The sequence below is a fragment of the Mycobacterium gordonae genome, assembly GCF_001417955.2.
Lineage (GTDB): Bacteria > Actinomycetota > Actinomycetes > Mycobacteriales > Mycobacteriaceae > Mycobacterium > Mycobacterium gordonae_B.
Genome location: NZ_LKTM01000002.1, coordinates 87348 through 104459, shown reverse-complemented (window position 1 = coordinate 104459; position 17112 = coordinate 87348). Strand labels below are relative to the sequence as shown.

General features: G+C 67.2%; 11 protein-coding genes. 6 read left to right on the top strand and 5 right to left on the bottom strand.

What is annotated here, in order from left to right; genetic code table 11:
* Positions 1-151 precede the first annotated feature (151 nt).
* The 4 genes from AO501_RS02505 to treZ are packed head-to-tail and all read left to right on the top strand — an operon-like array spanning position 152 to position 8579.
* On the top strand, positions 152-2296 hold the full coding sequence (locus AO501_RS02505) for an acyltransferase family protein (RefSeq protein ID WP_055576247.1): 2145 nt from the start codon (positions 152-154) through the stop codon (positions 2294-2296).
* Positions 2297-2335: 39 nt separating this feature from the next.
* Entirely contained in the window at positions 2336-4531 is a 2196-nt protein-coding gene (glgX, locus tag AO501_RS02500) for a glycogen debranching protein GlgX (protein WP_055576225.1), read from the top strand.
* Positions 4532-4534: 3 nt separating this feature from the next.
* Positions 4535-6835 carry a malto-oligosyltrehalose synthase gene (gene treY / locus AO501_RS02495; RefSeq protein WP_055576224.1) on the top strand — a complete coding sequence of 767 codons (2301 nt, stop codon included), beginning with the start codon at positions 4535-4537 and terminating at the stop codon, positions 6833-6835.
* Positions 6828-8579, top strand: coding sequence for a malto-oligosyltrehalose trehalohydrolase (treZ, locus tag AO501_RS02490; protein WP_055576223.1), 1752 nt, complete (start codon positions 6828-6830; stop codon positions 8577-8579). The genes treY and treZ overlap by 8 nt, the downstream gene beginning before the upstream one ends.
* On the opposite strand, the gene yaaA is transcribed toward treZ, so the two are convergent.
* Positions 8576-9370, bottom strand: a complete 795-nt coding sequence (gene yaaA, locus AO501_RS02485; protein WP_055576222.1) for a peroxide stress protein YaaA — start codon at positions 9368-9370, stop codon at positions 8576-8578. The two genes, treZ and yaaA, sit on opposite strands and share 4 nt — an antisense overlap.
* A gap of 159 nt (positions 9371-9529) precedes the next feature.
* Here yaaA and AO501_RS02480 point away from each other — a divergent pair, with 159 nt between their 5' ends.
* Complete coding sequence (locus AO501_RS02480; protein WP_197419745.1) at positions 9530-9820, top strand: DUF4190 domain-containing protein; 291 nt, start codon at positions 9530-9532, stop codon at positions 9818-9820.
* A gap of 1 nt (position 9821) precedes the next feature.
* Here AO501_RS02480 and AO501_RS02475 read toward each other — a convergent pair whose 3' ends face one another.
* On the bottom strand, positions 9822-11150 hold the full coding sequence (locus AO501_RS02475; RefSeq protein WP_055576220.1) for an aminotransferase class I/II-fold pyridoxal phosphate-dependent enzyme: 1329 nt from the start codon (positions 11148-11150) through the stop codon (positions 9822-9824).
* Positions 11151-11190: 40 nt separating this feature from the next.
* Between AO501_RS02475 and AO501_RS02470 the strand changes: the two genes are divergently transcribed.
* Positions 11191-11835: a pyridoxamine 5'-phosphate oxidase family protein gene (locus tag AO501_RS02470; protein ID WP_055576219.1), complete on the top strand. Its 645-nt coding sequence runs from the start codon at positions 11191-11193 to the stop codon at positions 11833-11835.
* 163 nt (positions 11836-11998) lie between these two features.
* Here the strand turns inward: AO501_RS02470 and ilvA are convergent, their stop codons facing one another.
* From ilvA to fadD11, 3 genes are read right to left on the bottom strand one after another with little or no spacing between them, the layout of a single operon-like run.
* Positions 11999-13282, bottom strand: coding sequence for a threonine ammonia-lyase (ilvA, locus tag AO501_RS02465; protein ID WP_055576218.1), 1284 nt, complete (start codon positions 13280-13282; stop codon positions 11999-12001).
* 41 nt (positions 13283-13323) lie between these two features.
* Entirely contained in the window at positions 13324-15201 is a 1878-nt protein-coding gene (locus AO501_RS02460) for a lysophospholipid acyltransferase (protein ID WP_055576217.1), read from the bottom strand.
* Between the two features lie 9 nt (positions 15202-15210).
* Complete coding sequence (gene fadD11 / locus AO501_RS02455) at positions 15211-17049, bottom strand: fatty acid--CoA ligase FadD11 (RefSeq protein ID WP_055576216.1); 1839 nt, start codon at positions 17047-17049, stop codon at positions 15211-15213.
* Positions 17050-17112: the final 63 nt, after the last annotated feature.

Sequence of the window (17112 nt, the reverse complement as noted above, 5' to 3'; positions counted from 1 at the left end):
GACGCCGCAGCCGCCGCTGCAGCTGATGCCGGCGCAACCGGCGCCCGCCGTCACCGCTCCGCGGTAAACGCCCGGGCTTTCCCGGGATCTCCCCAACCGCCGCTTGCTCCGCAAAGGAGCAGCGGCGGTTTTCGGTAAGTTAGCGATGACCATGCCGACACCGACGCTGCCCCGGACCCCGGCTGCCTCCGCGCAGTCCGGCGGCATGGGCACGCGCTCGTCGGGGTTCTACCGGCACGATCTCGACGGTCTGCGCGGCATCGCGATCGCCCTGGTCGCCGCCTTCCACATCTGGTTCGGCCGGGTGTCCGGTGGAGTCGACGTCTTCCTGGCCTTGTCCGGGTTCTTCTTCGGCGGCAAGGTGCTGCGCGCGGGGCTGGGGGCGAAGTTGTCCCCGGCAACCGAGGTGGTCCGGCTGATCCGCCGGTTGCTGCCGGCGCTGGTCGTGGTGCTGGCTGCCTGCGCTCTGCTCACCGTCCTGATCCAGCCGCAGACCCGCTGGGAGGCGTTCGCCGACCAGAGCCTGGCCAGCCTTGGCTACTACCAGAACTGGGAGCTGGCCAACTCAGCCGCGGACTACCTGCGCGCCGGCGAAGCTGTCAGTCCGTTGCAGCACATCTGGTCGATGTCGGTGCAGGGCCAGTTCTACCTGGCGTTCCTGCTGGTGATCGCCGCGGTCGCCTACTTGTTGCGCAAGCCCCTCGGCAGGCACCTGCGGACCGTCTTCGTGGTGCTGCTGAGCGCGCTGACCGTGGCGTCGTTCGTGTACGCGATCATCGCCCACCAGGCCTATCAGGCGACCGCCTACTACAACAGCTTCGCGCGGGCCTGGGAACTGCTGCTGGGCGCTCTGGTGGGTGCGGTGGTCCCGTACATCCGCTGGCCGATGTGGCTGCGGACGGTGGTCGCCACGGTGGCGCTGGCCGCGATCCTGTCGTGCGGCGCCCTGATCGACGGCGTGCAGGAGTTCCCCGGCCCCTGGGCGCTGGTGCCGGTAGGCGCGGCGATGCTGATGATCATGGCCGGGGCCAATATGGCCGCCGATCCTGCCACCCGAGGCCGGATGCCCCTGCCCAACCGGATGCTGGCGGTGGGACCGCTGGTGACCCTCGGCGCGATGGCCTACTCCCTGTATTTGTGGCATTGGCCGCTGCTGATCTTCTGGCTCTCCTACACCGGTCACCGGCAGGCCAACTTCTTCGAGGGGATGGGGGTGCTGCTGGTATCGGGGGCACTGGCGTACCTGACCACCCGCCACGTCGAAGACCCGTTGCGTTACCGCGCATCCACGGCACCGGCTGCGCCGGTTTCGTGGCAGTCGAGGTTGCGCCGGCCATCCATCGCTTTGGGATCGGTGGTGGCGCTGCTCGGCGTCACCTTGACCGCGACGTCGTTCACCTGGCGCGAACACCTGGTCGCCGAGCGCGCCGGCGGCAAGGAACTCAGTGGACTCAGCGCGGCCGACTACCCGGGCGCGCGCGCCCTGGTCAACCACGTGCGGGTGCCCAAACTGCGGATGCGGCCCACGGTGCTGGAAGTCAAGGAGGATCTTCCCGCCTCCACCAAAGACGGGTGCATCAGCGACTTCGTCAACCCGACGGTGGTCAACTGCACCTACGGCGACACCGATGCGCCCCGGACCATTGCGCTGGCGGGCGGATCGCATGCCGAGCACTGGCTGCCCGCGCTGGACCTGCTCGGGCGGTTACACCACTTCAAGGTGGTGACCTACCTCAAGATGGGCTGCGCGTTGTCGACCGAACAGGTCCCGCTGATCATGGGCAACAACGCGCCCTATCCGCAGTGCCGGGAGTGGGTCGAGACGACGATGGCCAAGCTGGTCACCGATCGTCCGGACTACGTGTTCACCACCTCGACCAGGCCCTGGAACATCAGGTCCGGTGACGTCATGCCCGCCACCTATATCGGGATCTGGCAAACGTTGTCCGACAACAACATTCCGATCCTCGGGGTACGCGACACGCCGTGGCTGGTAAAGGACGGGCAACCCTTCAACCCGGCGGACTGCCTGGCCAAGGCCGGCAACTCGGAATCCTGCGGGGTCAAGCGATCCGATCTGTTGTCCGATCACAACGGCACCCTCGACTTCGTGGCGCAGTTCCCGCTACTGAAACCGATCGACTTATCGGATGCGATCTGCCGGCCCGACACCTGTCGCGCGGTCGAGGGAAATGTGCTGATCTACCGGGATCCTCATCACCTGACGCCGACCTACATGCGGACGCTCGCGCCGGAACTGGGGCGGCAGATCGCGGCGATCACCGGTTGGTGGTGACAGGCGACCAAGGGCAGCCCACACGGATAAGGTCTAGTGATGTCGTCGACGGAGCGCGGGAACCAGGGTGCCTACGACGGTGCGGACGGCTCACCCGAATTGGCGACGGTGTGGCCCGGGGCGCCATTCCCGCTGGGCGCGACTTACGACGGTGCCGGTACCAACTTCTCGCTGTTCTCCGAAGTCGCCGACAAGGTCGAGTTGTGCCTGATCGCGCGCGACGGCAGCGAAACCCGGATCAATCTCGACGAAGTCGACGGTTACCTGTGGCACTGCTACCTGCCCACCGTTACTCCGGGACAGCGCTACGGGTTTCGGGTGCACGGGCCGTTCGATCCGGCCGCCGGTCACCGGTGCGATCCGAGCAAATTGTTGCTCGACCCGTACGGCAAATCCTTTGTCGGTGACTTCGATTTCACGCAGGCGCTGTTCTCCTACGACCTGGAAGTGGCGGCCGAGGACCCGTCTGAAACCGGTACTCCCCCGATGGTCGACTCGCTGGGCCACACCATGACCAGCGTGGTGATCAACCCGTTCTTCGACTGGGCATCCGACCGGGCACCCTGCACGCCCTATCACGAAACGATCATCTACGAGGCGCACGTCAAGGGCATGACCCAGACCCATCCGGGCATCCCGCACGAACTCCGCGGCACCTATGCCGGGCTGGCGCACCCGGTGATCATCGATCACCTGAAGTCGCTGAACGTCACCGCTATCGAACTGATGCCGGTCCACCAGTTCCTGCACGACCACCGGCTGGTCGATATGGGACTGCGAAACTACTGGGGCTACAACACATTCGGCTTCCTGGCTCCCCACTACCAATATGCGGCGACCCGCAAGCCGGGTGGTGCGGTCGCCGAGTTCAAGTCGATGGTGCGCACCTTCCACGAGGCCGGCATCGAGGTCATCCTGGACGTGGTCTACAACCACACCGCCGAGGGGAACCACCTCGGCCCGACGATCAACTTCCGCGGCATCGACAACGCCGCCTACTACCGTCTGGTCGACGGTGACCTTCGCCACTACAAGGATTTCACCGGCACCGGCAACAGTCTCAATGTGCGGCACCCGCACACCCTGCAACTCATCATGGATTCGCTGCGCTACTGGGTGCTCGAGATGCACGTCGACGGCTTCCGGTTCGACCTGGCAGCCACCCTGGCCCGCGAGTTTTATGACGTCGACCGGCTGTCAGCGTTTTTCGACCTGGTCCAGCAGGATCCGGTGGTCAGCCAGGTCAAGTTGATCGCCGAACCGTGGGATGTCGGCGAAGGTGGTTACCAGGTCGGGAATTTCCCAGGTTTGTGGACCGAGTGGAACGGGAAATACCGCGACACTGTGCGCGACTACTGGCGGGGCGAGCCCGCAACCCTCGGCGAGTTCGCTTCCCGGCTGACCGGGTCGTCGGACCTTTACGAAGCGACCGGCCGGCGGCCCGGCGCCAGCATCAACTTCGTCACCGCGCACGACGGCTTCACCATGCATGATCTGGTGTCCTACAACGAAAAACACAATGCGGCCAACGGCGAGGACAACCGCGACGGCGAAAGCCACAACCGGTCCTGGAACTGCGGCGTGGAAGGCCCCACCGACGACCCGGACATCATCGCGCTGCGCTGCCAGCAGATGCGCAACTTCTGGGCGACGTTGATGGTCAGCCAGGGCACCCCGATGATCTCCCACGGCGACGAGATCGGCCGCACTCAGCAGGGCAACAACAACGTCTATTGCCAGGACTCCGAGTTGTCTTGGATGGATTGGTCATTGGTCGAGAAGAACGCCGACCAACTGGCCTTTGCGAGCAAGGTGACGCGGTTGCGCAGGAAACATCCGGTGTTTCGCCGGCGCCGCTTCCTTCGGGGCCGGCCGATCCGCAGCGGTGAAGCCGACATTCACGACATCGCCTGGCTGACACCTTCCGGCCAGGAGATGACCGAGCAGGACTGGGACAACGACTTCGGCAAGAGCATCGCGGTGTTCCTCAATGGCCAGGCCCTGCCCGAACCGAATCGCCGTGGCGAACGCATCGTCGATGACTCGTTCCTGCTGTGTTTCAACGCCCACGACCAGGAAGTCACATTTGTCATGCCGCACGGCGACTATGCACAGCAGTGGACAGTGGAGCTGGACACCACCAGCCCGACCGGCGTCGCCGAACGGGTGGTCGATCAGGGTGACCAGGTGGCACTGCCCGGCCGCTCCGTGCTCATACTGCGTAAGACGCTGTGACATATGCCTTTTCCGGTCTCGGCAACCTACCGGTTGCAGCTACGCGGCGCGTCCAGTGGCTTCGCGTTCACCCTCGGCGACGCTGAAAACCTGCTGGACTACCTCGATGAGCTCGGGGTGTCCCATGTCTACCTGTCCCCCGTCCTGACCGCCGTCGGCGGATCGTCGCACGGTTACGACGTCACCGACCCGACGACGGTGTCCTCCGATCTCGGCGGGCCCGAGGGGCTGGCCCGGTTGTCGGCGGCGGCGCGCGCCCGCGGCATGGGCGTGGTGATCGACGTGGTGCCCAATCACGTCGGAATCGACCAGCCCCAGCAGAACGCGTGGTGGTGGGACGTACTGCGGCACGGGCGGGATTCGGAATACGCCGGCTTCTTCGACATCGACTGGACGTTGGACGATGCGGGCCGAATCGTGTTGCCGTTGCTGGGTTCCGATGACGACGCGGCCGATCTGACGGTGGACGGCGACCTGTTGCGACTGGGGGATCTGGCGCTTCCGATCGCCCCTGGCACCGGCGACGGCACCGGGCCTGAGGTGCACGAACGTCAGCACTACCGGCTGGTGGGCTGGCGCAACGGCGTCGTGGGATATCGCCGGTTCTTCTCGATCACCTCGCTGGCCGGGTTGCGCCAGGAGGACCGTAGCGTTTTCGACGCCAGCCACGCCGAAGTCGCCCGCTGGTTCAGCGAGAGCATCGTCGACGGCGTGCGGATCGACCATCCCGACGGATTGGCCGACCCGGCAAGCTATTTGATCTGGCTGCGCGAGTTGGTCGGACCCGACGCGTGGATTGTGATCGAAAAGATCCTGGCCGTCGACGAGGCGCTGGAGCCCACCCTGCCGGTGGCCGGAACCACCGGCTACGACGTGCTGCGGGAGGTGGGCGGACTTTTCGTCGACCCGAGGGGTGAAGCCGCGCTCACCGAACTCCTGGAGTCCGCGGGTGTGGACTACGGCGCGATGCCGGATATGCTGGCGCAGCTCAAGATTCGTGCCGCGACCGACACCTTGGGCAGCGAGTTGGCCCGGTTGCGGCGCAGCATCGTAGCGACCGCGGGTGCCGATGATCCGCTGTTGCCCGACGCGGTGGCCGCACTGCTGACCCACATCGATGTCTACCGCAGCGACTACCAGTCACTGTCGGCGATCCTGTCCACCGCACTGGCGAAAACCCAGGCGGCGCAACCGGAATTGGGGCCCGCGCTGGCCGTGGTGGCCGCGGCGCTGGCCCACGGCGGTCAGCCCGCAACCCGCCTGCAGCAACTGTGCGGCGCGGTGACGGCCAAGGCGGTCGAAGACTGCCTGTTCTACCGCGACGCCCGCCTGGTGTCGCTCAACGAGGTCGGTGGTGAGCCGCACCGGTTCGGCGTCGGGGCCGCCGAATTCCATCAGAGTTCGGCCACCCGGGCACGGCTGTGGCCGGCCGCCATGACCACGCTGACCACACACGACACCAAGCGCGGCGAGGATGTGCGCGCCCGGATCGGAGTGCTGTCGCAGGTGCCGTCGCTGTGGGCGGAATTCGTCGGCAGGTGGGAGAACCATGCCCCCTCCCCCGATCCCGCGACCGGACAGTTCCTGTGGCAGAACATCTTCGGCGTCTGGCCGGTGAGCGGCGAGGTCACCGGGGAGTTGCGCGACCGGCTGCATTCCTACGCCGAGAAAGCGATCCGGGAGGCGGCCTGGCACACGTCGTGGAACGACCCGGACCAGGAGTTCGAAGGCGCCGTGCACGGCTGGCTGGACTCAGTGCTGGATGGGCCGGTGGCCGGTGAACTCACCAAACTCGTCGGCCAGCTCAACCCGCACGCCGCCAGCGACGCGCTGGGCCAGAAGCTGCTGGCTCTGACCGTGCCGGGCATCCCCGACGTGTACCAGGGCACCGAGTTGTGGGACGACAGCCTGGTCGACCCGGACAACCGCCGCGAGGTCGACTATGCGAGCCGGCGCAGCGCGCTGAAAGACCTGCAGCACCCCAAGATTCGGGTGGTCACCACGGCGCTTCGACTGCGGCGCTCGCGGCCGGACTGCTTCCTGCACGGCGACTCCGTGCCGGTGCTCGCCGCCGGTCAGGCCGCCGACCACATCGTCGCGTTCCGCCGCGGTCCCGGCATCCTGGTGGCGGTGACCCGCTGGACGGTAGCGCTTGCCGACACCGGCTGGGGTGACACCGTGTTGCCATTGCCGGACGGGTCGTGGACCGACCGGTTGACCGGCGCCATGGCCAGCGGGCCGACGTCGGCCGCCCAACTGTTCGGAGAGTTGCCCGTGGTGCTGCTGGAGCGTCTTGATGACTGAATTCAAAGTGTGGGCACCGAAACCCGGGCTGGTGCGGCTTGATGTCGACGGGGCGGTGCACGACATGATCCGCTCCGACGACGGCTGGTGGCACGCCGATGTCGACGCACCGGCGGATGCCCGCTACGGCTTCCTGCTCGACGACGACTCCACCGTGCTGCCCGACCCGCGGTCCCCCCGGCAGCCCGACGGCGTGCACGAACGCTCCCAGCTCTGGGACCCGTCGGCAGCGGCCTGGACCGATGGCGACTGGGCCGGTCGGTCCGTCGAGGGCGCGGTCATCTACGAACTGCACGTCGGCACCTTCACAGCCGAGGGCACTTTCGACTCCGCCATCGAAAAACTGGACTACCTGGTGGATCTCGGCGTCGACTTCGTCGAGTTGATGCCGGTGAACTCCTTTGCCGGCACCTACGGCTGGGGCTACGACGGCGTCCTGTGGTACAGCGTGCACGAGCCCTACGGCGGTCCCGACGGGCTGGTCAGGCTGGTCGACGCCTGCCACGCCCGCGGTCTGGGGGTGCTGATCGACGCGGTGTTCAACCACCTCGGCCCGTCCGGCAACTATCTGCCGAAATTCGCGCCGTATCTGTCCTTGGCCAGCAACCCGTGGGGCGAAGGCATCAACATCGCCGACGCAGACTCCGACGAGGTGCGCCGCTACATCATCGGATGTGCGCTGCGGTGGATGCGCGACTTCCACGCCGACGGCCTGCGCCTGGACGCGGTGCACGCGCTGGTGGACCTGACCGCGGTACACCTGCTCGAGGAACTCGCCACCGAAACAGACTGGTTGTCAAGGCAGTTGGGCCGCCCGCTGGCTCTGATCGCCGAAAGTGACCTGAACGATCCGCGCCTGATCACCCCGCGGGACCACGGCGGTTACGGCCTCACCGCGCAGTGGGCCGACGACATCCATCACGCGATCCACACCGCGGTGTCAGGCGAGCGGCAGGGCTATTACGGCGACTTCGGCTCCGTGGGCACGCTGGCTCAGACGTTGCGGCACGGCTTCTTCCATGCCGGCACGTATTCGTCGTTCCGGCGGCGCAGGCACGGGCGACCGCTGGACACCACCGAGGAAACCGGGATTCCGGCGACCAGGCTACTGGCCTACACGTGCACGCACGACCAGGTCGGCAATCGCGCGCTCGGGGACCGTCCGTCGCAGAACCTGACCCCGGGTCAGTTGGCGGTGAAAGCCGCACTGGTGATTGGATCTCCCTATACGGCAATGCTTTTCATGGGCGAGGAATGGGGAGCATCCACCCCGTTCCAGTTCTTCAGTTCTCACCCAGAACCCGAGCTGGCCCAGGCCACCCGGGATGGGCGCAAAGCCGAATTCGCCGAGCACGGCTGGGACGCCGACGAGATCCCGGACCCCCAGGACCCGCAGACGTTCGAGCGTTCCAAGCTGAGATGGGATGAGATCCTGGGCGGCGAGCACGCCCGGCTGCTGGCGGTGTACCGGGAGCTGATCCAGCTGCGGCACAACGAGCCCGACTTCGCCGACCCGTGGCTGGACCACCTCGTCGTCGACTACGACGAGGATCAACGCTGGATCGTGCTGCGCCGCGGGAGTCTGGCGATCGCGTGCAATCTCGGCGCCGACGCGGTATCCGTGCCGATCACCGGTGAGCTGGTGCTGCCCTGGGACGCGCCGGAGGTGGGTAAAGCGACCCAGCTCCCCGGCCACTCGTTTACGATCCTCCGTGTTGCGCGAGCAGACGCGAACTCGCACTAATCCGGCCCGTTTTGGGTGAGTTTGCGTCTGCTCAGCGGGTCAGCTGCCGCGGAAACGACGACGGTCAGATCATTTCCGGCGCGCTCAATCCGCAGACCGGCCCTGCGGGCGACGGCAGCGACCGCGGCCGCATCGGCGGGCTCCGCGCGGGTGACAGCGAGAGCACGGGCCAGCCGACCCTTGTGCGCCTTGTTGAAATGGGTGACCACCGACCGCCGGCCATCGGGGTACTCGGCGAGCACATTGACGCCGACGGCGCCGGGGGCTCCGCCCAGCCCGACGTACGAACCCGAGCGGAGATCGACGATCAGGTGATTTTCGGCCAGTTCTGCGAGCAACGGCTCCAGTAGGGGACGCCAGCGCGCGGCCAGCGTGGGTCTGCCGGGGAGTTTCGATGTCGCGGAGAGGCGATACGCGGGCACCTGATCGTCGGCGCGAAGCAGCCCGAACAGGGCCGACGCGACGAACAACCGCGCCGAAGCGCGCCTGGCCTCCGCCCCGCGCAGCGAGTCGATATCCAGCGCGTCATAGAGGACCCCGGTGTAGCGGCGGATGGCCGGCAGTGTGGGTGCCACTTGCAGTGCCGCATTGCGCTCGATCTCGGCGACCTGCTTGGCCGACACGCCCAGTGCCGACATGCTCGCCAGCGGGTCCGCCGCAAGATCGACGAGCTCCCCCACCAGCGCTGACCGCAGTGGATTCAGTTCCGGGAAGTTCAGGACGCTGAGTTGCAGGGATGGGCCGTCGCCTCCCGCGCGCTTCGTCTCCGACGGCGGTAGCAGCACGATCACGGATCCAGACGATAGTCGGCGGGCCTCACCTCCCCCGCGCGAGCAGACGCAAAATCACCCGGGAGCGTACGCTCCGAGGTGATTTTGCGTCTGCTCACCAGCCGCTCGCCATCCGAAGGCTCCAAGAATCCTTCAAGCGCCATGCCCGACGCTGTGCACATGACGACGATCGCCCCGCAGTTGGCAGCCCCCACCCTCGCAGTCAAGCGTGCTACCGGCCCCAAGATCAGCGGCCTCGCGGTGATGAGCGCGGTATTGGGCGTCCTGCAGTACGTCGTTGTCTTCATCCCGTGCTGGCTCGTCACGATCCCGTTCGGAATTCACGCGCTGCATCAGACCGACAAGGCCAACGTCCCCGGTCGGGTGACGGCGATCGCCGGCCTGGCGCTGTCGGTCATCCATTTCGCCATCTACACGTTCGTCTTCATCTGGTTGCTCACCACCAGCTAGCTCACACGCTGGCGGGCCCGGTGCCATGGATGGCCTCCGCGACGGCCTCGGCCAATGGTTCGATCTCGTCGTCCTGCAGATCGGCAATCGTGATCCGCATGCCCGGCGGAGTGTCCATCCGGAACCGCGTTCCCGGCGCAGCCGCCCAGCCCGCGTTGAGCAGTCGGGTGATGGCGACCGTCTCGTCGGGCACCGGAACCCAGACGTTCAGCCCGGACCGGCCGTGCGCGACCACGTCCCGCTCAGCAAGCGCGTCACGCAACGCCTTGCGGTTCTTCGCATAGCGCCCTCGGGCCTGGTGGACCAGTTCGGTCGCCGCATCGTCGGACCACATCCGCACGGCGAGATCCTGCAGCATCCGGCTGACCCACCCCGGCCCCAGCCGCAATCGTCCATGCACCCGCTCGACGGTCCGGCGATCTCCGGCCAGCACGGCCAGCCGCAGATCCGGACCGTAGGCCTTGGACACCGACCGGACGAAAGCCCAGCGTCGCGTCGCCCCGGCCAGGGTGTGCAGCGGCACACCGGAGATCCTCGCGCAGTGGTCGTCCTCGATGACCAGCACGTCGCTCGTCTTGCCGGCCAACAGGCTGCGCAGCGCCTTGGCGCGGTCCTTGGACAACGCCGCCCCGGTCGGGTTCTGCGCGCGCGTGGTGACGATGACGGCCTTCACTCCGCGCCGCAGCGCCCGCGCCATGCTGAGCACCACCGGCCCGTCGTCGTCGACCTTCACCGGTTCCGGCGAAAGGCCCAGCGCCGCAACCAGATCGAGCAGGTTAGCCCAACCCGGATCCTCGACCGCGACGCGGTCGCCCGGTCGCAGGTGGGCACTGAGCACTCGCTCGATTCCGTCGAGCGCACCGCTGGTCACCGCGAGATGCTCAGCAGGCACCCCGTCGGCACCCAGGTCCGCGCGGGCGCGCTCGACCAACTCGGCCGACATCGCGGACTGCCCGTAAAGCAGCGGCCGGTCCTGCCGGGCCGGGGCCAACTGCGCGGTGGCGATGGGCAACAGCGCGGGATCCGGATTACCCGTCGACAAGTCGCGGGCTCCCTCGGGAACTGCGACCCCGAGCAACGACCGCGGGGTGGTCGCCGGCCGGTTGCGCACCCTGGTACCGCGTCGGCCCGCCGTCTCGACCGCTCCGCGATCGCGCAACAAACGGTACGCGGCGGCCACCGTGTTGGCGTTGACCCCGAGTTGGGCCGCAACCTCCCGGATCGACGGCAGTGGATCACCCGGCGCCAGGGCTCCTTGGGAGATGCCCTCCTCGACGCTGGCGGCTATTGACTCGGCACCGGTGCCGGATATGTTGTATTGTACTGGCACGGTTTCAATTATGTACTAGAACAATAGTGAAGGCAAGCTGATGAACACGGCGTACCAGCCCACCGAACGCACCACGCCGACCCGCTACCGGGAACGGGCGCACTACGACCGCGAGACCGTCCACCGGATCCTGGACGAGTCGTTGATCTGCCATCTCGGCTTCGTCCGTGACGGCCGGCCGGTGGTGCTACCGACCATCCACACCCGCATCGACGAGACGCTCTACATCCACGGGTCGTCGGGCAGCGGACCCATGTTGGCGGCCCGGTTATCCGGCATGCCGATCTGCGTCACCGTCACCCTGGTCGACGGACTGGTGCTGGCCCGATCGGCGATGCACCACTCGATGAACTACCGCTCCGTCGTCGCCGTCGGCACCGCTCGCATTGTGGAGGACGCCGCCGAGAAGCAGCGGGCGCTGCATGCGGTGGTGGACCACATCCGGGCCGGGCGGGCCGACGACTGCCGAGCGCCGAATGCGCGCGAACTCGCCGCCACTGCTGTGCTGGCGCTGGACCTGAACGAAGTCTCGGCGAAGGTCCGCGAAGGCGGGGTGGCCGATGACGCCGAAGACCTGTCGCTGCCGTACTGGGCCGGCGTGGTGCCGCTGCGGTTGACCGCCGGCGCGGCGGTTGCGGATTCCGATCTGGATCCCGCTACCCCGCTGCCGTCATACCTACGCTAAGCGTGGCCGAACGTGCGCCCCGGTACAGCGACACGCCGCTGGCACCGGCATTATGCGCACACTCGCGGCCCAGGCGAACCCCCGACAATCGCCGAGCGTGCACTCGCGTACAGCGACACGCCGCTGGCACCGGCATTACGCGCACACTCGCGGCCGACAGAACTCAGAGCAGCAGGTAGCGGTAGGCCGGCGACCCGGGCAGCAGCGTCTCGACGTGCATCTCGGTCGCCCGCATCCGGGCCAGCAGCCCGTCCAGGTCCGCGGCCGATCCCAGTTGAATCCCGACGAGCGCCTCTCCGGTCTCCCGGTTGTTGCGCTTGACGTACTCGAACAGGGTGATGTCGTCGTTGGGACCGAGCACCTCGTCGAGGAACCGCCGCAGCGCACCCGGCTCCTGCGGAAAGTCGACCAGAAAATAGTGCTTGAGGCCCAAATGGACCAGCGAACGCTCCAGCACCTCGCCGTAGCGGGACACGTCGTTGTTGCCGCCGGAAATCAGGCACACCACGGTGGAGCCGGGTTCGACATCGGCTTCCAGCAAACCCGCCACGGACAACGCGCCGGCGGGTTCGGCGATGATGCCCTCGTTCTGGTAGAGGTCGAGCATCGCGGTGCACACCGCGCCCTCGTCGACCGTGGTGATCGACACCATGTCACCGGCGGCGGCCAGCGCGGCATAGGGCAGCGTTCCCGCCCGCGCCACGGCGGCGCCGTCGACGAACTGATCCACGTGCTCCAGAGTCACCGGTTCGCCGGCTGCCAGCGCGGCCATCATCGCGGCGGCCCCGGCCGGCTCGATACCCAGCACGGCGGTATTCGATGTCTGTTCGGCCAGGTAGCTGGTGATGCCCGCGATGCAGCCGCCGCCGCCGACGGGCACCACCACCAGGTCCGGTTCGTCACCCAGGGCGTCCAGTATTTCGACGGCGATGGTGCCCTGACCGGCCATGGTGCGCAGGTCGTCGTAGGGCGGCACCAGGGTGGCGCCGGTGCGCTCGACGTCATCGCGGGCAGCGGCGGCGGCCAGGTCGTACGTCGAACCGCCCACGATCAGCTCGATGAACTCACGGCCGTGATAGCGGATGCGGTCGCGCTTCTGCTTGGGGGTCTTGGCCGGCACATAGACGCGGCCGTGCACGCCCAGCGAACGGCACGCGTAGGCGAAGCCCTGGGCATGATTGCCCGCCGAGGAACACACCACGCCGGCGGCCAGCTCCTCATCGGAAAGCTGGACCAGCAGGTTGTAGGCGCCGCGCAGCTTGTAGGACCGCACCACCTGCAGGTCCTCGCGCTTGAGGTAGACGTTCGCGCCGGTGATCTCCGACAGCCGGTCGCTGTACTGCAGGGGCGTCGGGGTGACCACCGGAGCAATTCGCTTGGCCGCACCGTCGATGTCAGCCGCGCACAGCGGCAACTCGCGAGGGTTCTGGCTCAGTTCGGCGGACACCGGTTAATGGTGCCATGCCGCCGGGAGCAGCGTCTCAGCTGCTATTCCTGGCGCCGCGCCAGCTCCGCGATCACATTGACCCGCCGGGACGCCGTCGCGATCTCGTCAGCGAACTCCCGGCGCCGCTTCGCAATGTCGGCCTGGTCGGCACCGTCGACGAGCTCGCGGTGCCGGGCGAGCCGCAGCGCGGTCTTGAACAGCTCCATCGACCGTGACTCGGCGTTGGCGATCCGGCGCTGCAGTTCCCACTGCTTGCCCACCTCCAGACACTCGGTGAGAAACGCGTCCTCGTCCAGCGCCTCGTCCTCGAGAGCCGCCAGCCGGTCGGCCACGATGTGGTAGGCGTCCAGGAACGGCCGCAGCACCAGATGCGCCAGCAGCAGATCCGCCGACTCCAGCAGTTTCCGGACGTCGGCCGCGATGACCTCCTTGGACGTGTCCTCCACCGGCCCGATCAGCTTGACCTCGTCGGCGAGCTCCCGCTCGAACTGGGCGCGCGCCGAGAACAGGAACTCGAATTTCAGCAATTCGCGCAGGCCGAGCGCCTCGTCCCGGACGGCCGCCGGGGACACGAAGCCGTCCCCGGAGCTCTCGGCGCTCTCCGAGGCCGCCAGCAACGCCAGCTCCGCAATGGCCCGATCGACCAGGATGTGGATGGCGGTGTTGCGGTAGAACGCCGCGACCAGATGCTGATCGGCGCCGATCCCCCAGACCGCTTCGGTGCCGGCGTCGTAGACGCTCACCACCCCGGAGTTCACCATCTGGTGCAGGGTCCAGCGGATCGTCGAGCGGTTCGTCAGATCCGCCGCCCCGGCCACCGCCCAGTTACGGGCGTTGATGTATCTGGCCAGCGGGCTGACAGTCGACAGCACCTCGCTGATTGACAACGAGCGGTCGGCTCCCAGCAACGCCAGGCTCACCACCGCGGTCGGCGTCACCGGGGTGGCGCGGTTGATCCGGTGCTCGACGTCCAAAGCGATGCGTTCGACCACCGTCTCGGTTCCCGACGGGTCGGCCCGCAATTCCTCCAGGCGTTTGCGCAGCGGAAGTGGCTCACCGAAATCGAGGTAAGCCCGGCCCAGCCGCTCCCCCTGCTGCCGGGACAGCCGGACCAGGAACCGCAGGTCCTCCGGTCGTTTGGTCGCCCCGTAGGCCTCGGTGGTCATCGCCTCCACCTCGTGCAGCTGGTCGTAGACGATCGATGTCGGCACCAAATACACTTCGGGCCCGTCGATTTCGTCGACGGCATCGGTGAGGTAGCGCAGGATGCCGAACACCGGCGGACGCAGTTTTCCGGTGCGGGTGCGCCCACCTTCGATCGACCAGGTGAGGTTGGTGTGGTTCTGCACCAGTTGAGCGGTGTAGGCGCGCAACACGAACCGGTAGACGGGAATGTCCTTGGTCTGCCGACGGATGAAGATCGTCCCGGTGCGCTTGGCCAAGCCACCCATCGGGAAGAAGTTCAGATTGGCCCCGCCGAAGGTGAATGCCGACGACAGGCGGTTGGCGGCGATCTCCTCGGGTAACAGCATCCCGTCCAGATAGGACCGGTGCGAGAACGCGAACGCCAGCGTTGCCTTGCGGTCCAGCGACCGCAACTGCGCGATCTGGTCCTCGTCGACCAGCACGTCATACGCCCGCATCAGCCACCGGCTGAATCCCCGCCAGGCCTGAACCGCGCGTTCGTCCAGCGACGCCGCAATCTCGCGCAGATAACCCGCGGCCTCCACCCGCACGCTCTCGGGGTCGCGCCCGAGTTCCCCGGCCAGCGCCTCGAGCCGCTCACCGAACCAGTCCGCATCCAGCAGCTGGGTCACCGCTTGCGGATCGGTGCCCAACGCCGTCGTCGACTCGTCAACTAATCCGGTGCGCTGCAAGAGCTTTCGGACTCCGCTGCGACCGACCTCCCGTGCCGTCATCGCCCCTCCCTATGCCGGCTGCGGCGCCGGTGCGGCGCTCGGCTCGTAGGCGCGTGGTTCGTGGACGTGCGGTCCGGGTTCACTCACGTAGAGCTCCTCAATATCGGCGGCATACTTGGCGTGGATCGGCTTGCGTTTGAGCTTCATGGTCAGCGTGATCTCGTCACCGCCGGGCTCCCACAACGCCGGCAGGATGCGAAACCGCTTGATCTGCTCCACCCGCGACAACTTGCGGTTCCCCTCGGCCACGCCCGCCGCGATCTCCGCGATCACGTCAGGATGCGACGCCAGGGCCTCCGGGGAGGGATCGAGCCCTCGCTGGGCCGCATACGGGCCGACCGAGTCCGCGTCGAAGACCATCAGCGCGGTGTTATAGGGCCGGCCGTCGCCGATGGCGATCATGACGCCGACCATCCGGCAGGCGGCGACGATGGTGTTCTCGATGTTGGCCGGGGACATGTTCTTTCCGGCCGCGTTGATGATCAACTCCTTCTTGCGGTCGACCACCCGCAGGTAACCCTCGTCGTCGACGTCGAAGATGTCGCCGGTGTGCAGCCAGCCGTCCTCGTCGATCGCTTCCGCGGTCTTGGCCGGCTCTTTGCGGTAGCCCTTCATCACCAGTGGCCCGCGGACCAGGTATTCGCCGTCGTCGGCGATCCGGCCCTCGAGTCCAGGCAGCAGCTTGCCGACGGTGCCCAGCTTGACGTCGCGCGGATGACTCGCGGTGGCAACGCAGCTCAGCTCGGACATCCCCCACACCTCCGAGATCGGGATGCCGATGCCCAGGAAGAACGCCAGCGTCTCCCTGGGGATCGGCGCCGCGCCCGAGACCGCCCAGCGCAGCTCGCCGAACCCCATCCGTTCACGCAGCTTGGACAACACCAACTCATCCGCCGTGGCCCATTCTTCCGCCAGTTCGCCGGACATCGGCTGCCTGGCCAACTCTGCGGCCGCGCGCTTGGCCGCCACCGACATCGCCCACTGCAGGGCCTGCCGCTTGGCTTCATCGGGCTCGTGGCTTACTGCGAATTCGATTCCTGCTCTGAGCTTTTCCCACACGCGCGGCACCGCGCCCCAGACCGTGGGCCGGACGTCGGGCAGCACGGCTGCGATCGTGCGGACATCGGGGACCACGGTGACCTGGATGCCGAACATCTCCTGGGAGTACAAGCCGGTCATCCGGTCGGCGATGTGGGCCGAAGGCAGAAATGAGGTGACGCGGTCGCCGCGCTCGACTCCCAGCACGCTGTCCAGCGCGTACCCCTCAAAGAGCAGGTTGTTGTGAGTCATCTCCACGCCCTTGGGGTTTCCAGTGGTACCGGAGGTGTAGATCAGCGTGACGACGTCGTCGGGTCGCACGGCCCGCCAGGTCGATTCGAAGTCGAAGTCCAGCGGCGCGGCCGCGTACAGGTCCTCGACCGACAGCGTGCCCGCGGGGTTGCCGTCGATACAGATGATGTGCTCGATCGCGGCGCCGCTGGCCAAAATCCGGTCCACATACTGTTCTTCACACATCACCACCCTGGTGCCGGCGTTGCCGAAGACGTAGGTCAGCTGCTCGGCCGGCAGGGTGTTGTACACCGAAAACGACGTGGCCCCAACATGTTGCGCGCCGATCTCAAGGGGGTAGAACTCGACGCGGTTGGCCATCATCAGCGAAACGGTGTCGCCGCGGCGAACCCCCAGGCCGGTGAGGCCGGCGGCGACCTTGCGCACCTGCTCGGCGTAGTCGCGCCACGTGAGCTCCCTGGCGCCCCCTGCGGTGCGCAGCGCCACCGCGTCCGGGTCGACGACCGCGGTGCGCTGAAAGGCCTCACACATGGTTCGCGGACGTTCGGTTGGGCTCATTTCCCGCTCCCGTTGGCATGTAGGAAGGCACCAGATCGCTTCTCATCGCTGAGCCTACGTCCG

What these genes read in the sequence shown, in the direction of transcription:
- AO501_RS02505 (WP_055576247.1), top strand. Translation starts at nt 152, where the DNA reads ATGCCGACACCGACGCTGCCCCGGACCCCGGCTGCCTCCGCGCAGTCC.
- glgX (WP_055576225.1), top strand. Translation starts at nt 2,336, where the DNA reads ATGTCGTCGACGGAGCGCGGGAACCAGGGTGCCTACGACGGTGCGGAC.
- treY (WP_055576224.1), top strand. Translation starts at nt 4,535, where the DNA reads ATGCCTTTTCCGGTCTCGGCAACCTACCGGTTGCAGCTACGCGGCGCG.
- treZ (WP_055576223.1), top strand. Translation starts at nt 6,828, where the DNA reads ATGACTGAATTCAAAGTGTGGGCACCGAAACCCGGGCTGGTGCGGCTT.
- AO501_RS02480 (WP_197419745.1), top strand. Translation starts at nt 9,530, where the DNA reads ATGACGACGATCGCCCCGCAGTTGGCAGCCCCCACCCTCGCAGTCAAG.
- AO501_RS02470 (WP_055576219.1), top strand. Translation starts at nt 11,191, where the DNA reads ATGAACACGGCGTACCAGCCCACCGAACGCACCACGCCGACCCGCTAC.
- AO501_RS02460 (WP_055576217.1), bottom strand. Translation starts at nt 15,201, where the DNA reads ATGACGGCACGGGAGGTCGGTCGCAGCGGAGTCCGAAAGCTCTTGCAG.
- fadD11 (WP_055576216.1), bottom strand. Translation starts at nt 17,049, where the DNA reads ATGAGCCCAACCGAACGTCCGCGAACCATGTGTGAGGCCTTTCAGCGC.